General features: G+C 44.9%; 10 protein-coding genes. 5 read left to right on the forward strand and 5 right to left on the reverse strand.

Annotated features, from left to right (window positions below; genetic code table 11):
• Positions 1-211: 211 nt before the first annotated feature.
• The 4 genes from purL to K6V30_RS22245 all read left to right on the forward strand — a co-directional run bounded on the left by purL (position 212) and on the right by K6V30_RS22245 (position 9330).
• Entirely contained in the window at positions 212-3916 is a 3705-nt protein-coding gene (purL, locus tag K6V30_RS22230) for a phosphoribosylformylglycinamidine synthase (RefSeq protein ID WP_022301141.1), read from the forward strand.
• A gap of 271 nt (positions 3917-4187) precedes the next feature.
• A complete protein-coding gene (locus tag K6V30_RS22235; RefSeq protein ID WP_224207204.1) occupies positions 4188-8231 on the forward strand; it encodes a hybrid sensor histidine kinase/response regulator transcription factor in 4044 nt (1347 codons plus the stop codon).
• On the forward strand, positions 8228-8785 hold the full coding sequence (locus K6V30_RS22240) for a chromate transporter (protein ID WP_010538957.1): 558 nt from the start codon (positions 8228-8230) through the stop codon (positions 8783-8785). The genes K6V30_RS22235 and K6V30_RS22240 overlap by 4 nt, the downstream gene beginning before the upstream one ends.
• Entirely contained in the window at positions 8782-9330 is a 549-nt protein-coding gene (locus K6V30_RS22245) for a chromate transporter (RefSeq protein ID WP_055270207.1), read from the forward strand. Before K6V30_RS22240 ends, K6V30_RS22245 begins: the two co-directional genes overlap by 4 nt.
• 80 nt (positions 9331-9410) lie before the next feature.
• Here the strand turns inward: K6V30_RS22245 and K6V30_RS22250 are convergent, their stop codons facing one another.
• Both K6V30_RS22250 and K6V30_RS22255 read right to left on the reverse strand, forming a co-directional pair.
• Positions 9411-10919: a glycoside hydrolase family 10-like protein gene (locus tag K6V30_RS22250; RefSeq protein ID WP_010538959.1), complete on the reverse strand. Its 1509-nt coding sequence runs from the start codon at positions 10917-10919 to the stop codon at positions 9411-9413.
• 64 nt (positions 10920-10983) lie between these two features.
• Positions 10984-12903, reverse strand: coding sequence for a sensor histidine kinase (locus tag K6V30_RS22255; RefSeq protein WP_081030881.1), 1920 nt, complete (start codon positions 12901-12903; stop codon positions 10984-10986).
• 197 nt (positions 12904-13100) lie between these two features.
• Here K6V30_RS22255 and uvrA point away from each other — a divergent pair, with 197 nt between their 5' ends.
• Entirely contained in the window at positions 13101-15872 is a 2772-nt protein-coding gene (gene uvrA / locus K6V30_RS22260; protein WP_055270211.1) for an excinuclease ABC subunit UvrA, read from the forward strand.
• Between the two features lie 83 nt (positions 15873-15955).
• Here uvrA and K6V30_RS22265 read toward each other — a convergent pair whose 3' ends face one another.
• From K6V30_RS22265 to K6V30_RS22275, 3 genes are read right to left on the reverse strand one after another with little or no spacing between them, the layout of a single operon-like run.
• Entirely contained in the window at positions 15956-16441 is a 486-nt protein-coding gene (locus K6V30_RS22265) for an outer membrane beta-barrel protein (protein WP_010538962.1), read from the reverse strand.
• Between the two features lie 4 nt (positions 16442-16445).
• Positions 16446-16703: a hypothetical protein gene (locus tag K6V30_RS22270; RefSeq protein ID WP_010538963.1), complete on the reverse strand. Its 258-nt coding sequence runs from the start codon at positions 16701-16703 to the stop codon at positions 16446-16448.
• Entirely contained in the window at positions 16700-18130 is a 1431-nt protein-coding gene (locus K6V30_RS22275; protein WP_010538964.1) for a carbon starvation CstA family protein, read from the reverse strand. The genes K6V30_RS22270 and K6V30_RS22275 overlap by 4 nt, the downstream gene beginning before the upstream one ends.
• Positions 18131-18258: the final 128 nt, after the last annotated feature.

The following is an 18258-nucleotide window of genomic DNA, read 5'->3' on the forward strand; positions in this document are numbered from 1 at the left end:
CCGCAAATATCGCACTTTTTTATGAGACGAGGATAGGATATTAACGTTTTTTCCACACAAGAATCACTATATATAGCGATAACAAGTAAAACGCAGATGGAAAACAAACATATTAAATAAGATAAAGGAATTTATTCTCTATTTTTTTCCTGCGACGAACGAAATTGCTTATCTTTGCGCCACAGAAAAATCGTAAAATCAAAAAATAAACATGATTCTTTTTTTCAGAACCCCTTCCAAGAGCGTGATTGCCGTAGAGAGCAACCATCAGCTCACCCCGGACGAAAGTAATAAACTCTGCTGGCTTTTTGGAGAAGCCGTGACGGAAAGTGAAGAAAACCTGAAAGGCTGTTTCGTTGGTCCACGCCGCGAAATGATTACCCCTTGGAGTACAAACGCAGTAGAAATCACCCAGAACATGGGACTTGAAGACATTCTCCGCATCGAGGAATATTTCCCGGTAAAAGATGAAAATGCCGACTACGACCCGATGCTGCAACGCATGTACAAAGGACTCGACCAAAACGTATTCACCACCAACCGCCAACCGGAACCCATCATCTATATCGAAGACCTCGAAGCCTACAATGAAAAAGAAGGTCTGGCTCTCTCGAAAGAAGAAATGGACTACCTGAAAAAGGTAGAAAGTGACCTGGGACGCAAACTGACTGACTCTGAAGTCTTCGGTTTCGCACAGATCAACTCCGAACACTGTCGCCACAAAATCTTCGGTGGAACTTTCATCATCGACGGCGTAGAACAGGAATCGTCCCTGTTCCAGATGATCAAAAAGACCACACAGGAGAACCCGAATAAAATCATCTCTGCTTACAAAGACAACGTAGCCTTCGCCGAAGGTCCGGTAGTGGAACAGTTTGCCCCGGCAGATCATTCCAAACCTGACTTCTTCCAGGTGAAAGATATCAAGAGCGTTATCTCACTGAAAGCGGAAACTCATAACTTCCCGACCACCGTAGAACCGTTCAACGGCGCATCTACCGGTACAGGTGGAGAAATCCGCGACCGTATGGGTGGTGGTAAAGGTTCATGGCCGATCGCAGGTACTGCTGTCTACATGACCTCATATCCCCGTACAGAAGAAGGCCGCGAATGGGAGGAAATTCTTCCGGTACGCAAATGGCTGTACCAGACTCCGGAACAGATTCTGATCAAAGCATCCAACGGTGCTTCCGACTTCGGTAACAAGTTTGGCCAACCGCTGATCTGCGGCTCAGTGCTGACTTTCGAGCATACGGAAAACAAGGAAGTATACGGTTATGACAAAGTAATTATGCTTGCGGGCGGTGTAGGTTACGGCACACAACGCGACTGCCTCAAAGGTACTCCGGAAGCAGGAAATAAAGTAGTGGTAATCGGTGGTGACAACTATCGTATCGGACTGGGTGGCGGTTCCGTATCTTCTGTAGATACCGGTCGTTACAGCAGCGGTATCGAATTGAATGCCGTACAACGTGCCAACGCGGAAATGCAGAAACGTGCCAACAACGTAGTGCGTGCACTCTGCGAAGAAGATGTGAATCCGGTTGTTTCTATCCACGACCACGGTTCGGCAGGTCACGTCAACTGTCTGTCGGAACTGGTGGAAGAATGTGGTGGTCTGATCGACATGAACAAACTTCCGATCGGCGACAAGACATTGTCCGCCAAAGAAATCATCGCCAACGAGAGCCAGGAACGTATGGGACTTCTGATCAAAGAAGAAGCCATCGAACATGTACGCAAAATTGCCGAACGTGAACGCGCTCCGATGTACGTAGTAGGTGAGACAACCGGCGACCATCGCTTTGCTTTCCAGCAGGCAGACGGCGTACGTCCGTTCGACCTTGCCGTTGAGCAGATGTTCGGTTCATCTCCCAAGACTTATATGATCGACAAAACCGTAGAACGCCATTATGAAATGCCGGAATACGAATTGTCGAAATTACATGAATACCTGACCAATGTGCTGCAACTCGAAGCAGTAGCTTGTAAGGACTGGCTGACCAATAAGGTAGACCGTTCGGTAACAGGTAAAGTGGCCCGCCAGCAATGCCAGGGCGAACTTCAACTGCCATTGAGTGACTGCGGTGTCGTAGCACTCGACTATCGTGGCGAAAAAGGTATCGCTACTTCTATCGGTCATGCTCCGCAAGCTGCATTGGCTGATCCGGCTGCCGGTTCTATCCTTTCCGTATCCGAAGCTTTGACCAACCTTGTCTGGGCTCCGATGGCAGAAGGTATGGACAGCATTTCTTTATCTGCCAACTGGATGTGGCCATGCCGCTCACAGGAAGGTGAAGACGCCCGTCTTTACACTGCCGTAAAAGCATTGAGCGACTTCTGTTGCGCACTGCAAATCAATGTTCCTACCGGGAAAGATTCTTTGTCGATGACACAGAAATATCCGAACGGCGAGAAAGTGATTTCTCCGGGAACAGTGATTGTTTCTGCCGGCGGTGAAGTATCCGACGTAAAGAAAGTTGTATCTCCGGTATTGGTGAACAACGAAAAGACCACTCTTTATCACATCGATTTCAGCTTCGACGAACTGAAACTCGGAGGTTCCGCTTTTGCACAATCTCTGGGTAAAGTAGGCGACGACGTACCTTGCGTACAGGATGCCGAATACTTCCGCGATGCTTTCCTTGCCGTACAGGAACTGGTGAACAAAGGACTGATTCTGGCAGGACATGATATCTCGGCAGGTGGATTGATCACCACATTATTGGAAATGTGTTTCGCCAACGTTGAAGGCGGTATGGAAATCAGCCTCGACAAGATGAAGGAACAGGATATCATCAAGATCCTGTTTGCTGAAAATCCGGGTATCGTTATCCAGATCAGCGACAAACATAAAGAGGAAGTGAAGAAGATTCTGGAAGACGCCGGCGTAGGCTTCGTGAAATTGGGTAAACCGACCGACGAACGTCATATTCTGGTTTCCAAGGGCGACGCCACTTATCAGTTCGGTGTTGACTATATGCGTGATGTATGGTATTCTTCTTCTTACCTGCTCGACCGCAAACAGTCTATGAACGGCTGCGCCAAGAAACGTTTCGAAAACTATAAGATGCAACCGGTTGAATTCGCTTTCATGCCCGGCTTCAAAGGTAAACTCTCTCAATATGGCATTACTCCGGATCGCCGTACTCCAAGTGGTATCCGTGCCGCTATCATCCGTGAAAAAGGCACGAACGGCGAACGTGAAATGGCTTACTCACTCTATCTTGCCGGTTTTGACGTGAAAGACGTGACAATGACCGACCTGATCAGCGGACGCGAAACACTGGAAGATGTAAACATGATTGTTTACTGCGGTGGATTCTCCAACTCCGATGTACTCGGTTCAGCCAAAGGATGGGCAGGAGGTTTCTTGTTCAATCCTAAAGCAAAAGAGGCACTTGATAAATTCTACGCACGCGAAGATACGCTTTCACTGGGTATCTGCAACGGTTGCCAGTTGATGATGGAACTGGGACTCATCAATCCGGAACACGAAAAGAAAGGTAAGATGCTGCACAACGACTCACATAAATTCGAATCGACTTATGTAGGCCTGACAATCCCGACCAACCGCAGTGTAATGTTCGGCTCATTGAGCGGTAGCAAGCTGGGTATCTGGGTGGCTCACGGAGAAGGTAAGTTCTCTCTGCCTTACGATGAAGACCAATATAACGTAGTGGCAAAATACAGCTACGATGAATACCCCGGCAACCCGAACGGCTCCGATTATTCTATCGCAGGTCTTGCCAGCGCAGACGGTCGCCATCTGGCAATGATGCCTCACCTCGAACGTGCTATCTTCCCGTGGCAGAATGGTTGCTATCCTGCTGACCGTAAGAACAGCGATCAGATTACTCCATGGATAGAAGCATTCGTTAATGCACGCAGATGGGTAGAAGAAAAGACTAAATAAAAAATCTTTCTATAATTAAAACGGAGGCTGTTATTATTATAAAGTAACAGCCTCTTATTTTTGCCTTCTTCTCCATACCTAAAGTCCTTATCTTACAACTTAATTTCCCGAAATAAACAAGATATACAAATAGTCTCCAAAGCTCCTGTTTACTTCACTTTGAGAGAGTTGTTATCTTCTCCCAAAATTTTGTAGTGTCGAAAAATCTTCTTAATTTTGTCAAACTTTCCCCCTCACTAAAGATTCAATAACCTATAAAAGTCCTATTTGTATGAAAAAATGGCTTTTTCTATTATTATTGTTTCCTCTGACCTGTATTGCCCAGACCTATCAGTATCTTGGAGTAGAAGACGGGTTAAGCAACCGGAGAGTGTATTACATTCAGAAAGATAATGCTGGGTATATGTGGTTCCTCACACACGAAGGAATCGACCGGTACAACGGCAAAGAGTTTAAACGGTATAAATTAATGGACGGCGATAAAGAACTGAATTCGCTGTTAAATCTGAATTGGTTATATATCGATCCGGAAGGAACGTTGTGGGAAATCGGGAAGAAAGGCAAGATTTTCCGATATGACCATATTCATGACACTTTCGAACTCGTTTACAGATTGCCGATAGAGGATTTCCGGGATTTGCCGGCTCCGATCAGCTTCAGTTGGATTGACCGGAACAATCATATCTGGCTGTGTAACGAAGAAACGATCTTTCTCTACAATACCTGTACGGGACAGGTCACTCAAGTTAAAAATAGTCTCAGCGAAGCAATCAATGACATTGAGCAAATCGACGAATCCCATTTTTTCATTGGGACGGAGGTGGGAATTCACCATGCGCAACTGAAAGACAACACACTGCAACTTCTTCCTTGTGACAAACTGGACAATGTGAATATCCAAGTCAACGACTTGCACTTCGATCCCAAGATACGTAAGTTGTTCATCGGTGCCTTTCAACGGGGGATCATGGTTTACGACATGAAAACGAAAATGGTCACACAACCGGAAGTCAGCCTGAAAGACGTCAGCATATCACGAATTAAGCCCTTGAATGCCAAAGAACTACTGATCGCCACCGATGGCGGAGGTATCTATAAAATGAACGTTGAGACTTATCAGACCGAGCCATTTATTGTAGCAGACTACAACAGCTACAATGGCATGAACGGAAACAGTATCAATGATATCTATATAGACGAAGAGGGCCGGATATGGATGGCAAACTATCCGATTGGAATTACCGTGCAGAACAATCGTTATCCAAGCTACAAATGGATCAAACATTCTGTCGGCAACAAGCAATCCCTGATCAATGACCAAGTAAACTCCATCATAGAAGACAGTGAAGGGGATTTATGGTACGGCACCAACAACGGAATAAGCTTGCAGAAGTCAAAAACCGGTAAATGGCATTCATACCTCAGCACGTTTGAGAATGTACAGAATAGTAAAAACCATATATTTACGACCTTATGCGAAGTATCTCCCGGCATCATCTGGGCAGGCGGATATTTCTCGGGGATTTATCAGATAGACAAACGTACATCAAAGACAACTTATTTTACACCGGCTTTGTATGCCCGTGAGGATATACGTCCGGATAAATACATACGCGATATCCGGAAAGACTCTCATGGCTACATATGGACCGGGAGATATTATAACCTGAAGCGCATCAATGTACAAACCAAAGACATCCGGCTCTATCACGGACTGCACTCCGTGACTGCCATCATCGAAAAGGATGACAAAAGCATGTGGATAGGTACGGCAACAGGACTGCATCTTCTGGATAAAGAATCCGGAAAGTTCGAACGTATCCAGCTACCTGTAGAATCGACCTATATCTATTCCTTATATCAGACAAAGAAGGGATCACTGTATATAGGCACCAGTGGATCGGGAGTTTTGATTTATGATCCGCAGACAAAACTGTTTACCCATTACTATACAGGAAACTGCGCCATGATATCCAACAATATCTACACCATATTATCGGATGAAGACAACGAAATCCTGCTAAGTACGGAAAGCGGACTGACCAGTTACTACCCCAAGCAAAAGACCTTCTATAACTGGACTAAGGAAATGGGACTGATGACTACGCACTTCAATGCGCTGTCCGGCACTTTACGCAAAAACAACAACTTTATCTTCGGTAGTTCGGACGGGGCCATAGAGTTCAACAAAGACATGAAACTGCCCAGAACCTACTCCTCTAAGATGATTTTCAGTGACTTCAAACTGTTCTATCAGACGGTATATCCGGGAGACGAGAATTCACCGCTAGAGAAGGACATCAACGAAACCAAAGAGCTCAGATTAAAATATAACCAGAATATCTTTTCACTGCTGGTTTCTTCTATCAACTACGACTATCCTTCAAACATCCTTTATTCCTGGAAACTGGAAGGATTCTACGAGGAATGGAGCAAGCCCGGCAATGAAAATACGATTCGCTATACCAACCTTGCTCCGGGAAAATATGTTTTGCGGGTACGGGCCATCTCGAATGAAGACCAGCGAATCATGCTCGAAGAAAGGAGTATTGATATTATCATCGCCCAACCTTTCTGGCTGACCGCCTGGGCAATGGTACTGTATGCCATTCTGATTTCTCTTATTGCTGTCATCATACTGCGCGTTCTTATTATGAAAAAGCAACGGAAAGTTTCCGATGAGAAGATTCACTTCTTCATCAATACGGCACATGACATCCGTACTCCGTTGACACTGATCAAAGCTCCTCTGGAAGACTTGCGTGAAAAAGAGGCTTTGAGCAAGGAAGGCATAGCCAACATGAATACCGCTCTACGAAATGTCAATGCCTTGTTACGCCTGACGACGAATCTGATCAATTTCGAAAGAGCGGATGTATACTCTTCGGAGTTGTATATTTCGGAACACGAACTGAATACCTTCATGACTGAGATATTCAACGCATTCCAGCCTTACGCCAATATCAAGCATATCAACTTTACATATGAAAGCAATTTCCGGTATATGAATGTGTGGTTTGATAAGGAAAAGATGGAATCTATCCTGAAAAATATAATTTCGAACGCATTAAAATACACACCGGAAAACGGTAACGTACAGATTTTCGTTTCCGAAAGCAATGATTCGTGGAGTGTAGAAGTGAAGGATACGGGAATTGGTATTCCTGCCAGCGAACAAAAGAAGTTGTTCAAACTTCATTTCCGTGGCAGCAATGCCATCAACTCCAAAGTGACGGGAAGTGGTATCGGACTGATGCTGGTATGGAAACTTGTCCGGTTGCATAAAGGCAAGATTAATCTGTCGAGTGTGGAAAATCAGGGATCGGTGATTAAGATATCGTTCCCTAAAGACAGCAAACGTTTCCATAAAGCACATCTCGCAGCACCAAGCAAGCGCCGGCAAGAGATAACAAGTACCACCAACGTGCCTGCCAGCATCTACGAGAATGTTCATAAAGAACAGAATCCCAATCATCAGCGAATTCTGATCGTAGAAGATAACGATGAGCTGCGCAACTATCTGTCGCAAACACTGGCGGAAGAATATACGGTGCAGAACTGCTGCAACGGAAAGGAAGCTATGACCATCATACCGGAATACAAACCGGAACTGGTTATCTCGGACATCATGATGCCGGAAATGAGAGGAGACGAATTGTGCAAGGCCCTCAAAAACAATATTGAGACATCGCATATTCCTGTTATCTTGCTGACAGCCCTGAATAATGACAAGGATATTCTGTCCGGCCTTGAAATTGGTGCCGACGAATACATTGTGAAGCCATTCAATATTGGTATCCTGAAGGCTAACATCTCCAATCTGTTGACGAACCGTGCCCTTCTGCGAAGCAAATACGGCAGTCTGGATATGGATGATGAGGATGATCACGAAGACGAATGCATCAACTGCTCACAGGATATCGACTGGAAGTTTATCGCCAATGTCCGGAAAAATATAGAAGATAATATAGATAATCCGGCTCTCACTGTAGACGTGCTTTGCAACCTGATGGGAATGAGTCGTACCAGTTTCTACAATAAACTCAGAGCATTGACCGATCAGGCTCCGGGTGATTACATTCGCCTGATCCGTCTGAAACGTTCAGTGAAATTACTGAAAGAAGGTACACACAGTATAACAGAAATTGCAGAAATGACAGGATTTAGTGATGCAAAGTACTTCCGTGAAGTATTCAAGAAGCACTTCAATGTAAGTCCCAGCCAATACGGAAAAGAAGGGAAGCCCCACAAGGAAGGCAGCAAGGCTGGAAAAGAAAACAAGTCCGATAAGGAAGGAGGAGAAAAAGAAGAATGAACATTTATCTCGAATCATTTGGAATCTTTTTTAAAATAGGTGCTTTCACCATTGGTGGAGGTTATGCAATGGTGCCACTTATTGAGAATGAAATCGTAACCAAACGGAAGTGGATAGCACAGGAGGATTTTATCGACCTGCTTGCTATCTCTCAGTCCGCTCCGGGTATCCTGGCGGTGAATATTTCAATCTTTATAGGATATAAGTTGCGCGGTATTCGTGGAAGTATTGTCACGGCACTGGGGACTATACTGCCCTCGTTTATTATCATTTTAGCCATCGCCCTCTTTTTCCATACTTTCAAAGACAACCCGATCGTAGAACGTATATTCAAAGGAATACGTCCCGCAGTAGTCGCACTGATTGCCGCACCGACTTTCACTATGGGCCGATCGGCTAAAATCAACCGATACAATTTATGGATTCCTGTTGTATCGGCCTCATTAATCTGGTTGTTGGGATTCTCCCCGATCTGGATTATCATTGCCGCCGGCGTAGGAGGCTTCTTATGGGGAAAACTTAAAAATTCACCACTCAAAACTAAAAAGCAATGATTTATCTTCAGTTATTTTATACATTCTTTAAAATCGGACTTTTCGGCTTTGGCGGAGGATACGCCATGCTTTCGATGATACAGGGCGAAGTAGTAACCCGGTATGGGTGGGTAACTTCGCAAGAGTTTACAGACATTGTCGCCATCAGCCAGATGACCCCGGGACCTATCGGCATCAATGCGGCCACTTATGTAGGTTTCACATCTACAGGCAGTGTATGGGGATCGATTGTAGCTACATTTGCAGTTGTTTTTCCTTCTTTCATACTGATGCTGACAATCAGCAAATTCTTTCTGAAATATCAGAAACATCCCGTAGTAGAATCTATTTTTGCAGGACTGCGTCCGGCAGTTGTCGGATTATTGGCTTCCGCCGCACTGGTATTGATGAATACGGAAAATTTCAGTTCACCCAAAGAAGACACCTACTCTTTTATCATCAGCATCATCATCTTCCTGGTAGCCTTTATCGGCACCAGAAAATACAAGACCAATCCGATATTAATGATAATTGCCTGCGGAATTGCAGGCCTATTATTTTATTAAATGATGAATGAAGAATGAAGAATTTTGCTGCGCTGTTTCGCTGCATAGTAATTCTTCATTCTTCATTCATCATTTAGTTTTTATAGTTTAACCTTCTTACTTACCGATTTTGACTCATTATGAATACGGTCGAGAGCTGTTACCACATAACGGTATTTTGTTTTACCGGTTTCATACGGAAGTTTGTAGAAAGGATTTCGGGTGATAGCCACGATACGTGACGGATCATCAAGATTCACTTTTTCTTTGGAACCGAAACGGTATACTACATACTGGACGGCTTTGTCCATTTCAGTATCCGCTTTTGGAGCAGTCCAGAAAAGTATATAGCCATCTTCTGTCCATACTTTTTTCATCTTGCGCACTTTGTCCGGAGCCTTATCGTCCATAAAATCGAATACCGGAATCAAAGCCGGATATTTATGGTATTCCTGTACTAAGGCATCACGATATTTTCCCGCGTTCTCAACTACGGCTGCCGCATACCATTGGCAACTTCCGCCGATTGTCTGATAAGAACGTTGCAAAGCCATTTTACGTGGAAGCTGGTTGATAGAAGGATTCTTCGGATCGGCATGCTGAACAGTATTCATGACTGCCTGGCCGATAAATAACGGACGGTTTTCCGAATGCTTTGCCCACCAGTCAACCAATGTGGCATAATCGGCAGCCTTATGGCCTATTTCCCAATAAATCTGAGGAATATTATAATCAATCCATCCTTCACGTGCCCAAAGCAGTACGTCGGCATAGAGATCATCATAGTTCTGCAATCCGTTTGTATTGCTGCCCAACGGATCTGTTTTCTGATTACGGTAAATACCGAAAGGACTGATACCGAACTTCACCCACGGCTTTATGCCCCGAATGGTTTCATGAAGTTTCTTTATCAGAATGTTTACATTGCCACGACGCCAGTCTGCCTTGTTGTTGAAACCGCCTCCGTAACGGGCAAAGCTCGCATTATCCGGAAAATCGACTCCCTTGATAGGATAAGGATAAAAATAGTCGTCCATGTGGATAGCATCTACATCGTAGCGGGATACAATATCGGAAACAATCTTGCAGATATGCTCACGGCTTTCGGGAAGCGCCGGATCGAAATAAATCTGATCGCCATAAGTGACAAACCATTCCGGATGTTCATGATAAATATGTGTCGGAGCGAGTTGATTTTTCAATGAAGTCTTTACACGGTAAGGATTAATCCATGCATGGAATTCCATATTCCGTTTATGGCATTCTTCGATCATGAATTGCATCGGGTCCCACATCGGAGAAGGTATCTGTCCTTGTGTTCCTGTCAGGAAACGGCTCCACGGTTCATATTGTGAAGCATACAAAGCATCCGCTTCGGGACGCACCTGAAAGATAATCGCATTGATGCCCGCTCCCTGAAGAGAGTTCAGCTGACCGACCAATGTCTGTTTCAGCTTCTCTGTCGGTACACCGCGGAACTGTCCGTTGACAGCTTGTATCCATGCAGCACGAAACTCACGTTTGGGATATGCATTGCCCGATGGCACTTGCGCTCTTGCTCCTGCCGCCAGAAGCAAAACCAATAAGAAAAGATAGTTTTTCAGATTCATAATGTTCTTGAGTCATAAAATAATGTGGTGCAAAGATAATAGAAGCAGACACTATCTCCAACTATTATTGAGGCCATTCGACTACAAATCTTGCACCACCCGCGTAGCTGGTGTCCAGACGGACATTTCCATCCACTAATTCCATGATCTGACGGATGATAGACAATCCCAGTCCGGTGCCCTGAGTGAAAGCGTCAATCTTCGCAAAGCGTTCGAAGATGGCATCCTGATAGTTCTCATCAATTCCGGGACCGGAATCTTCAATGATAAAACGTACCAGATGATTCGGTTTGTCTTCCGAATAGCTGAGACGTATAAATCCGGATTCTGTAAATTTATTGGCGTTGTTCAGCAAGCCGAGAAGTACCCGTTTTATCCAAACCTCTACCGTACACAATGTCACCGAAGCGGAAGAAGGCACATATTGCAGCTCTATTCCATCTTTCAGATTCTGACGAACCGCCTCCATACATTCCCGGCAACATGCATCCACATTGACCTGTTTCTTCGGCATATCATCCGTCTGGGAGTCCATATCGGCTATATCAATCACATTGTTCACCAAATCCAGCAAATACGCGTTGCTGCTTTCCATCTGACGGGCGTATTCTTCTATTTCTTCCTGTGTCAACCCGCCGGCAGCCATCAATGATGAAAAACCGATAATCGAATTGAGCGGAGTCCGGATTTCATGTGTAATATGCTGGATAAAGGAGCTTTTCATGTGGCTGGCTTTGACGACTGCCTTATTGGCCGCGTCCAGCTTCCGGTTCAGCGATAAAGAACGCATATAGTAGAAAGTGATAACGAGCAGTAAGGCCAGTATCAATCCCCCCACAATCAGGGAAGTTATGAAAAGATTGCGATTTACTTCCGCCCGCAATTCGAGTTTATCATGTTCCAGTTTGTCTACTTCAAACTGCACGGTATACTTGCTCAGCTGTTCATCCAGCTCTGCCGAACGAATGGAATCATTAATATGGGCATAGGATTTATATACTTCGCAGGCATCTTCAAAGCGCCCCATCTGTTCCATGAACTGAGCCTTCAGCAAATGATTGGCAGGATAACAACTACCCACCGAATGATGATAGTCCATCAATGAATCGAGATAAGTCAGTGCCATTTTGTGGTCATTCAATGTCCGGGCACAAAGTATCTTATATCCCAACCATCCCTCGCGGGGAAAAGTATTCATATTTTCGTGATAAAACTTATCCGCTTGGGCAATAAACGGTTCCGCTGCTTTTTTCCCTTTCAATGCCAGCGTGGCAATCACCTGAAACTGATAATAACGCATGGTAAGTTCCGGTCGGACAGGCATATTCTTACGCTTCATTTTTTCAATCAGCCCCGGCATACGGTCCAGATATTCTATCGCATTGGCATACTCTCCTCTTGCCAGATTAGTCTGAATGATATTCAACGATACCACGTAAGCGTCTTCATAAAAGCCGGCCTCAACAAAATGCTTTAATGCGGAAGAATAATATTCGAGACAAAGCTTGACATTATTGCTGAACATCCGATGGTTATATCCGATACACATTTCACCGCAAGCCATTCCGAAAGCACTTTTAGCCGCATCCGCATCCTTCTGGAGAAGTTCCGTTTCACGCATAGCCTCATCTTGCAACCCCTTTTCAGTCAGCAACTGAATATATTGGCGCCACTGCGTATAACGATTGTTGACATGACCGCATTTCAAACACCAGTCCATATATTCATAAGCGACTACTTTCAGGCTATCTGTATTCCTCAACCGATAATAATGGGAAGCAATCTGAGAATAGGCATTATCAATATTGACCGTATCGTTCTGCTGCCTTGCCAGACTCATATATTCCTGATAGAAAGGCATAAAATCCTTCTGACCTATTTTATTCGAGATACTGTCGGAAAGGGCTTCCAACCGTTTTTCTTTGTTTGTGCTACTAAAGGCGAAAGTAGATGCAAAACACAGAATGAATAAGCTAATAACCATCCGGATGTTTCTCACGATTCAAGTCAATTTGTTATTATTTTGAAATGTTTGTTGTAAAATCCGGACTAAGATACGCCATTTATCCGGAAGCAATTTCTTTTTATTACTAATTATAACATATCTTAACCCGGTCAAAAACCTTTCTTCTACCAATAAAATCGCTAACTTTGCCGACTATCATAAAAAAGGAGTATTTTATGTCAGAAAACAAACATATTTCAATCAAAGGAGCGCGGGTTAACAACCTGAAAAACATCGATGTAGATATTCCACGCAACAAGCTTGTTGTTATCACCGGATTATCCGGATCGGGGAAATCGTCGCTCGCTTTTGATACTCTCTATGCAGAAGGACAACGTCGTTATGTAGAAAGCCTCAGCAGCTATGCACGCCAGTTTTTGGGACGAATGAGCAAACCTGAATGTGATTTTATCAAAGGAATCCCTCCGGCAATTGCCATCGAACAGAAAGTGAACAGCCGCAATCCGAGATCTACCGTAGGAACTTCAACTGAGATTTACGAATATCTGCGCTTGCTTTATGCGCGGGTAGGACGTACATACAGCCCTGTCAGCGGAGAAGAAGTCAAGAAACATTCGACAGAGGATATCGTCAACTGTATGCTTTCGTATCCGGAAGGGACAAGATATACGGTATTGACCTCTATCCGCCTGCGTGAAGACCGTACACTGCAACAGCAACTGGAAATAGACCTGAAACAAGGTTTCAACCGGGTGGAAGTGAACGGTGAAATGAAACGTATCGATGAATACAAGCCGGTTCCGGGTGACGAGGTTTATCTGTTGGTAGACCGCATGGCAGTGGCAAACAGCAAAGATGCCATCAGCCGACTGACGGACTCTGCCGAAACCGCTATGTATGAAGGGGACGGCATGTGTATGCTACGCTTTTATCTGCCGGACGGAACAACCAAACTATATAGTTTCAGCACGAAATTCGAAGCGGACGGCATCACTTTCGAAGAACCGAATGATCAGATGTTCTCGTTCAACTCTCCGATCGGTGCCTGCCCCGTATGCGAAGGGTTCGGCAAAGTGATCGGTATTGACGAGCACCTGGTAGTGCCCAACCGTTCGTTATCCGTATACGAAGGGGCCATCGTCTGCTGGCGTGGTGAAAAGATGGGAGAATGGAAGGAAGAGTTGATTCACAATGCGGATAAATTCGATTTTCCGATTTTCACTCCTTACTACGAACTGACAGACGAGCAGCGCCGCACACTGTGGGAAGGAAACCAATACTTCCACGGCATCAACGATTTCTTCAAGATGCTGGAAGAGAACCAATATAAGATACAGTATAGGGTGATGTTAGCACGTTACCGGGGTAAAACGATCTGCCCGAAATGTCACGGCACACGCCTAAAACCGGAAGCAGGATATGTACGGGTGAACGGAAAAAGTATTTCTGAACTGGTGGATTTACCCATCACGGAATTGAAACAGTTTTTCGATCATTTGGACTTAAACGAGCATGACACACAGGTAGCCCGAAGGATCCTGACTGAAATCAACAGCCGTATCCGCTTCCTGATTGATGTAGGATTGGGGTATCTGACTCTAAACCGCCTCAGTAACTCACTGTCGGGTGGAGAAAGCCAGCGTATCAACCTCGCGACTTCACTCGGAAGCAGTCTTGTCGGCAGTCTCTACATTCTGGATGAACCGAGTATCGGTTTGCACAGTCGTGATACCGACCGTTTAATCCGTGTACTGCGCCAATTGCAGGAGCTCGGAAATACAGTAGTAGTGGTAGAGCACGATGAAGAAATAATCCGTGCTGCCGATTATATCATAGATATCGGCCCCAATGCCGGTCGTCTGGGAGGAGAAGTCGTTTATCAAGGTGACATGAAAGATCTCCGGAAAGGCAGCAATAGCTATACGGTACGTTATCTGTTGGGAGAAGAGGAAATTCCCGTTCCCGAACATCGCCGTCCGTGGAATAATTATATCGAACTGACAGGTGCCCGCGAAAACAATCTGAAAGGGGTGAATGTACGCTTCCCTCTCAATGTGATGACAGTGGTCACAGGTGTTTCCGGTTCGGGCAAGAGTACGCTGGTGCGGGATATTTTCTATCGGGCGCTAAAGCGTGAACTGGATGAATGCAGTGACCGACCGGGAGAATTTTCTTCTATCGGGGGAAGTCTTCGTGACTTGAGAAATATTGAGTTTGTCGATCAGAACCCGATCGGCAAATCATCCCGCTCCAATCCGGTGACTTACATCAAGGCTTATGACGAAATCCGTAAGTTATGGTCGGAGCAACCACTGGCAAAACAGATGGGATACACAGCCGGACATTTCAGTTTCAACAGTGAAGGCGGACGTTGCGAAGAATGTAAAGGTGAAGGAACCATCACGGTAGAAATGCAGTTTATGGCAGACTTGGTACTGGAATGCGAATCCTGTCACGGTAAACGTTTTAAAGCGGATACACTGGAAGTGAAATTTCATGATAAGAACATCTATGATGTACTGGAAATGACAGTAAACCAAGCTGTTGAATTCTTCACCGAACATGGTCAGAAGAAGATTGTAAAAAGACTGCTTCCACTGCAGGATGTCGGGTTGGGGTATATCAAACTAGGCCAGTCCTCCTCTACCCTGTCCGGTGGTGAAAATCAGCGTGTGAAACTCGCGTTTTATCTGAGTCAGGAGAAAGCCGATCCAACCTTATTCATCTTTGACGAACCGACTACGGGGTTACATTTCCATGACATCCGCAAACTGCTGGATGCTTTCGACTCACTCATCCGACGAGGACACAGCATCGTCATCATCGAGCATAACATGGATGTTATCAAATGTGCCGATTACGTGATCGACCTCGGGCCGGAAGGCGGAGACAAAGGCGGAAATATCGTTGCAGTAGGTACACCAGAAGAAGTAGCCGCTTGCGGGGCAAGCTATACCGGGCAGTTCTTGAAAGAGAAACTTTCATAAAATGAAAAACTAAAATAATGAAGAATGAAGAATTACTATGCAGTGAAATTGCGCAGCAGAATTCTTCATTCTTAGTTCTTCATTCAAAAGTAGAATCCGAATCCGATCTTAATGCCGAAGCGTGACATATCGCTATCGTTAAAGCGCCATTTGTAATATACGGCAGGTTCGATGGTTACGGTGCGAGAGAGGAAATAGGCGTATCCGGCTTCGATACCCAGTCCCCAATCGGTACGATGAGATCCACCGTCGTAACGGAAGCGGTTCCAGTCGAGACCACCACCCAGATAAACACCTGTGGAGTTAAAGTAAAAACGCATGCCTGTACCTAATGTGTATTCGTCTACAGGTTTGGACCAGTCGGCACCGAGATTTACCATCAAGGCAATACCATCGGCAAGAAATGTACCGGCTTGCGCACCAATACCAAACGTTGCTTTATCATTCTTATTATACGAGAAATCTAATCCTGTTACAGAAGGATTAAGAATCATTTTTCCTTTCTCAAACTGAGCTTGGGCAGCTATCGATACCACCAGCAGACAAATAGCTAAAGCTAATTTCTTCATAAATTTACTTTTTTAAGTGAATAGATTGTTCGTCTTTTTTACGACTTTCGTTCATTTGCTCCTCTTTACGGCGTTCACGCATTTGTTCCTTCTTCCGAAGCACCAGCCAAAGCAAGAGAACGATAGCATAAGAGCCTACCACTGTAAGAATCTTCTCTGTCTGACTGACTTCCGTGTTACGAGGTAACAAATAGGCCGCCGTTACTGATACATAAATAAGGAATGCAATAGCAACTCCTGTCGATTTCTTTATTTTCTTCATTCTGATAGTTTTCTAATTTTTTGTTTTCCCAACCAGATAAAGAACCAAGCAATAGCTACCACTACGCATCCTATACCGATACAGTAGGAAACTATATGCGAAAGTCCCAGACCTTCGGGAGCAATACATATATAAGTAGAACAAACACTTGTCATAAATAAGGCGGGTATCAGAGTGATCCAGTAAGGCTTTTTAGCTACCACAAGGTAGACTGTTATAGCCCACAGGGTGAACACCGCCAATGTCTGATTGGCCCAGGCAAAATAACGCCAGATCATATTAAATCCGTCTGCATCACGCAAGCTATAAAGAAGCAAGCCGATAGCTACCGCAAACATCGGGATACAGATGTATAAACGGCGACGCATGCTCTTTTGTTCCAGTCCCAGAAAGTCCGCAACAATCAAGCGGGCAGAACGGAAAGCGGTATCTCCCGAAGTAATCGGAGCTGCAATTACTCCTAAGATGGCAAGCACTCCACCCACAGCACCCAGCCAGTCTTTTGTGATGGCATCTACTATTACAGAAGCATTGTTCTCTTCCATTCCATTTTCATGGAAGAAATAAGTGGCTGCTGCTGCCCAGATCAAGGCTACGATGCCCTCGGTGATCATTGCTCCATAAAAAACAGGACGTCCATGACGTTCCGAAGTCATACATCGGGCCATTAAAGGACTTTGCGTAGCATGGAAACCGGATATGGCACCACAAGCGATACTCACAAACATAATCGGGAAAATAGGCAGTTCACTCGCATCCGGATTGGTATTCTGCAATCCGTCCCAAAGTTCGGGCAGAGCAGGATGATTAACATATAACATCACCAGAATACCGACTGCCATAAACAGCAAGGCAACTGCAAATAACGGATATATTTTGCCGATTATCTTATCAACCGGAAGTAGTGTAGCCAGAATATAATAAAGGAAGACAACAACAATCCAAAAGGTAGCATCCAGACTTTCCGGAGTCAGCTTTGCCAGCAGCCCGGCAGGTCCGGCTACGAAAACAGAGCCGACCAGAATCATCAGAAGGACGGTAAATCCACGCATGATCTGCTTGGTAGTCAGTCCCAGATAACGACCTATGATTTCGGGAAGACTCTCCCCTCCATGACGCAAAGAAAGCATTCCGGCAAAATAATCGTGAACAGCGCCTGCAAAAATACTTCCCAATACAATCCACAGATAAGAGGAACTGCCAAACTTTGCTCCCATAATAGCACCGAATATCGGACCCAGTCCGGCAATATTAAGGAATTGAATCATGAATATTTTCCAGGTAGGCAGCGGGATATAGTCTACTCCATCGGCTTTGGTAAGAGCCGGGGTTTTACGGTCGTCCGGACCAAAGACGCGCTCCATCAAGCGCCCATACGTGAAATAGCCTGCTATCAACGCCAGCAGGCACAGGGTAAATGTAATCATGGCGTGTTGTTTTTTTAACTGACGCAAATGTAGCATAATCCCACGAAACAACACAACAATACCGACACTTTTGCTAACTTTACAGGTATTTAAAACAAAAAATAGCAGGATTTTCATCTGCTGATAAA

It is taken from the genome of Bacteroides faecis, from assembly GCF_020091505.1.
GTDB lineage: Bacteria > Bacteroidota > Bacteroidia > Bacteroidales > Bacteroidaceae > Bacteroides > Bacteroides faecis.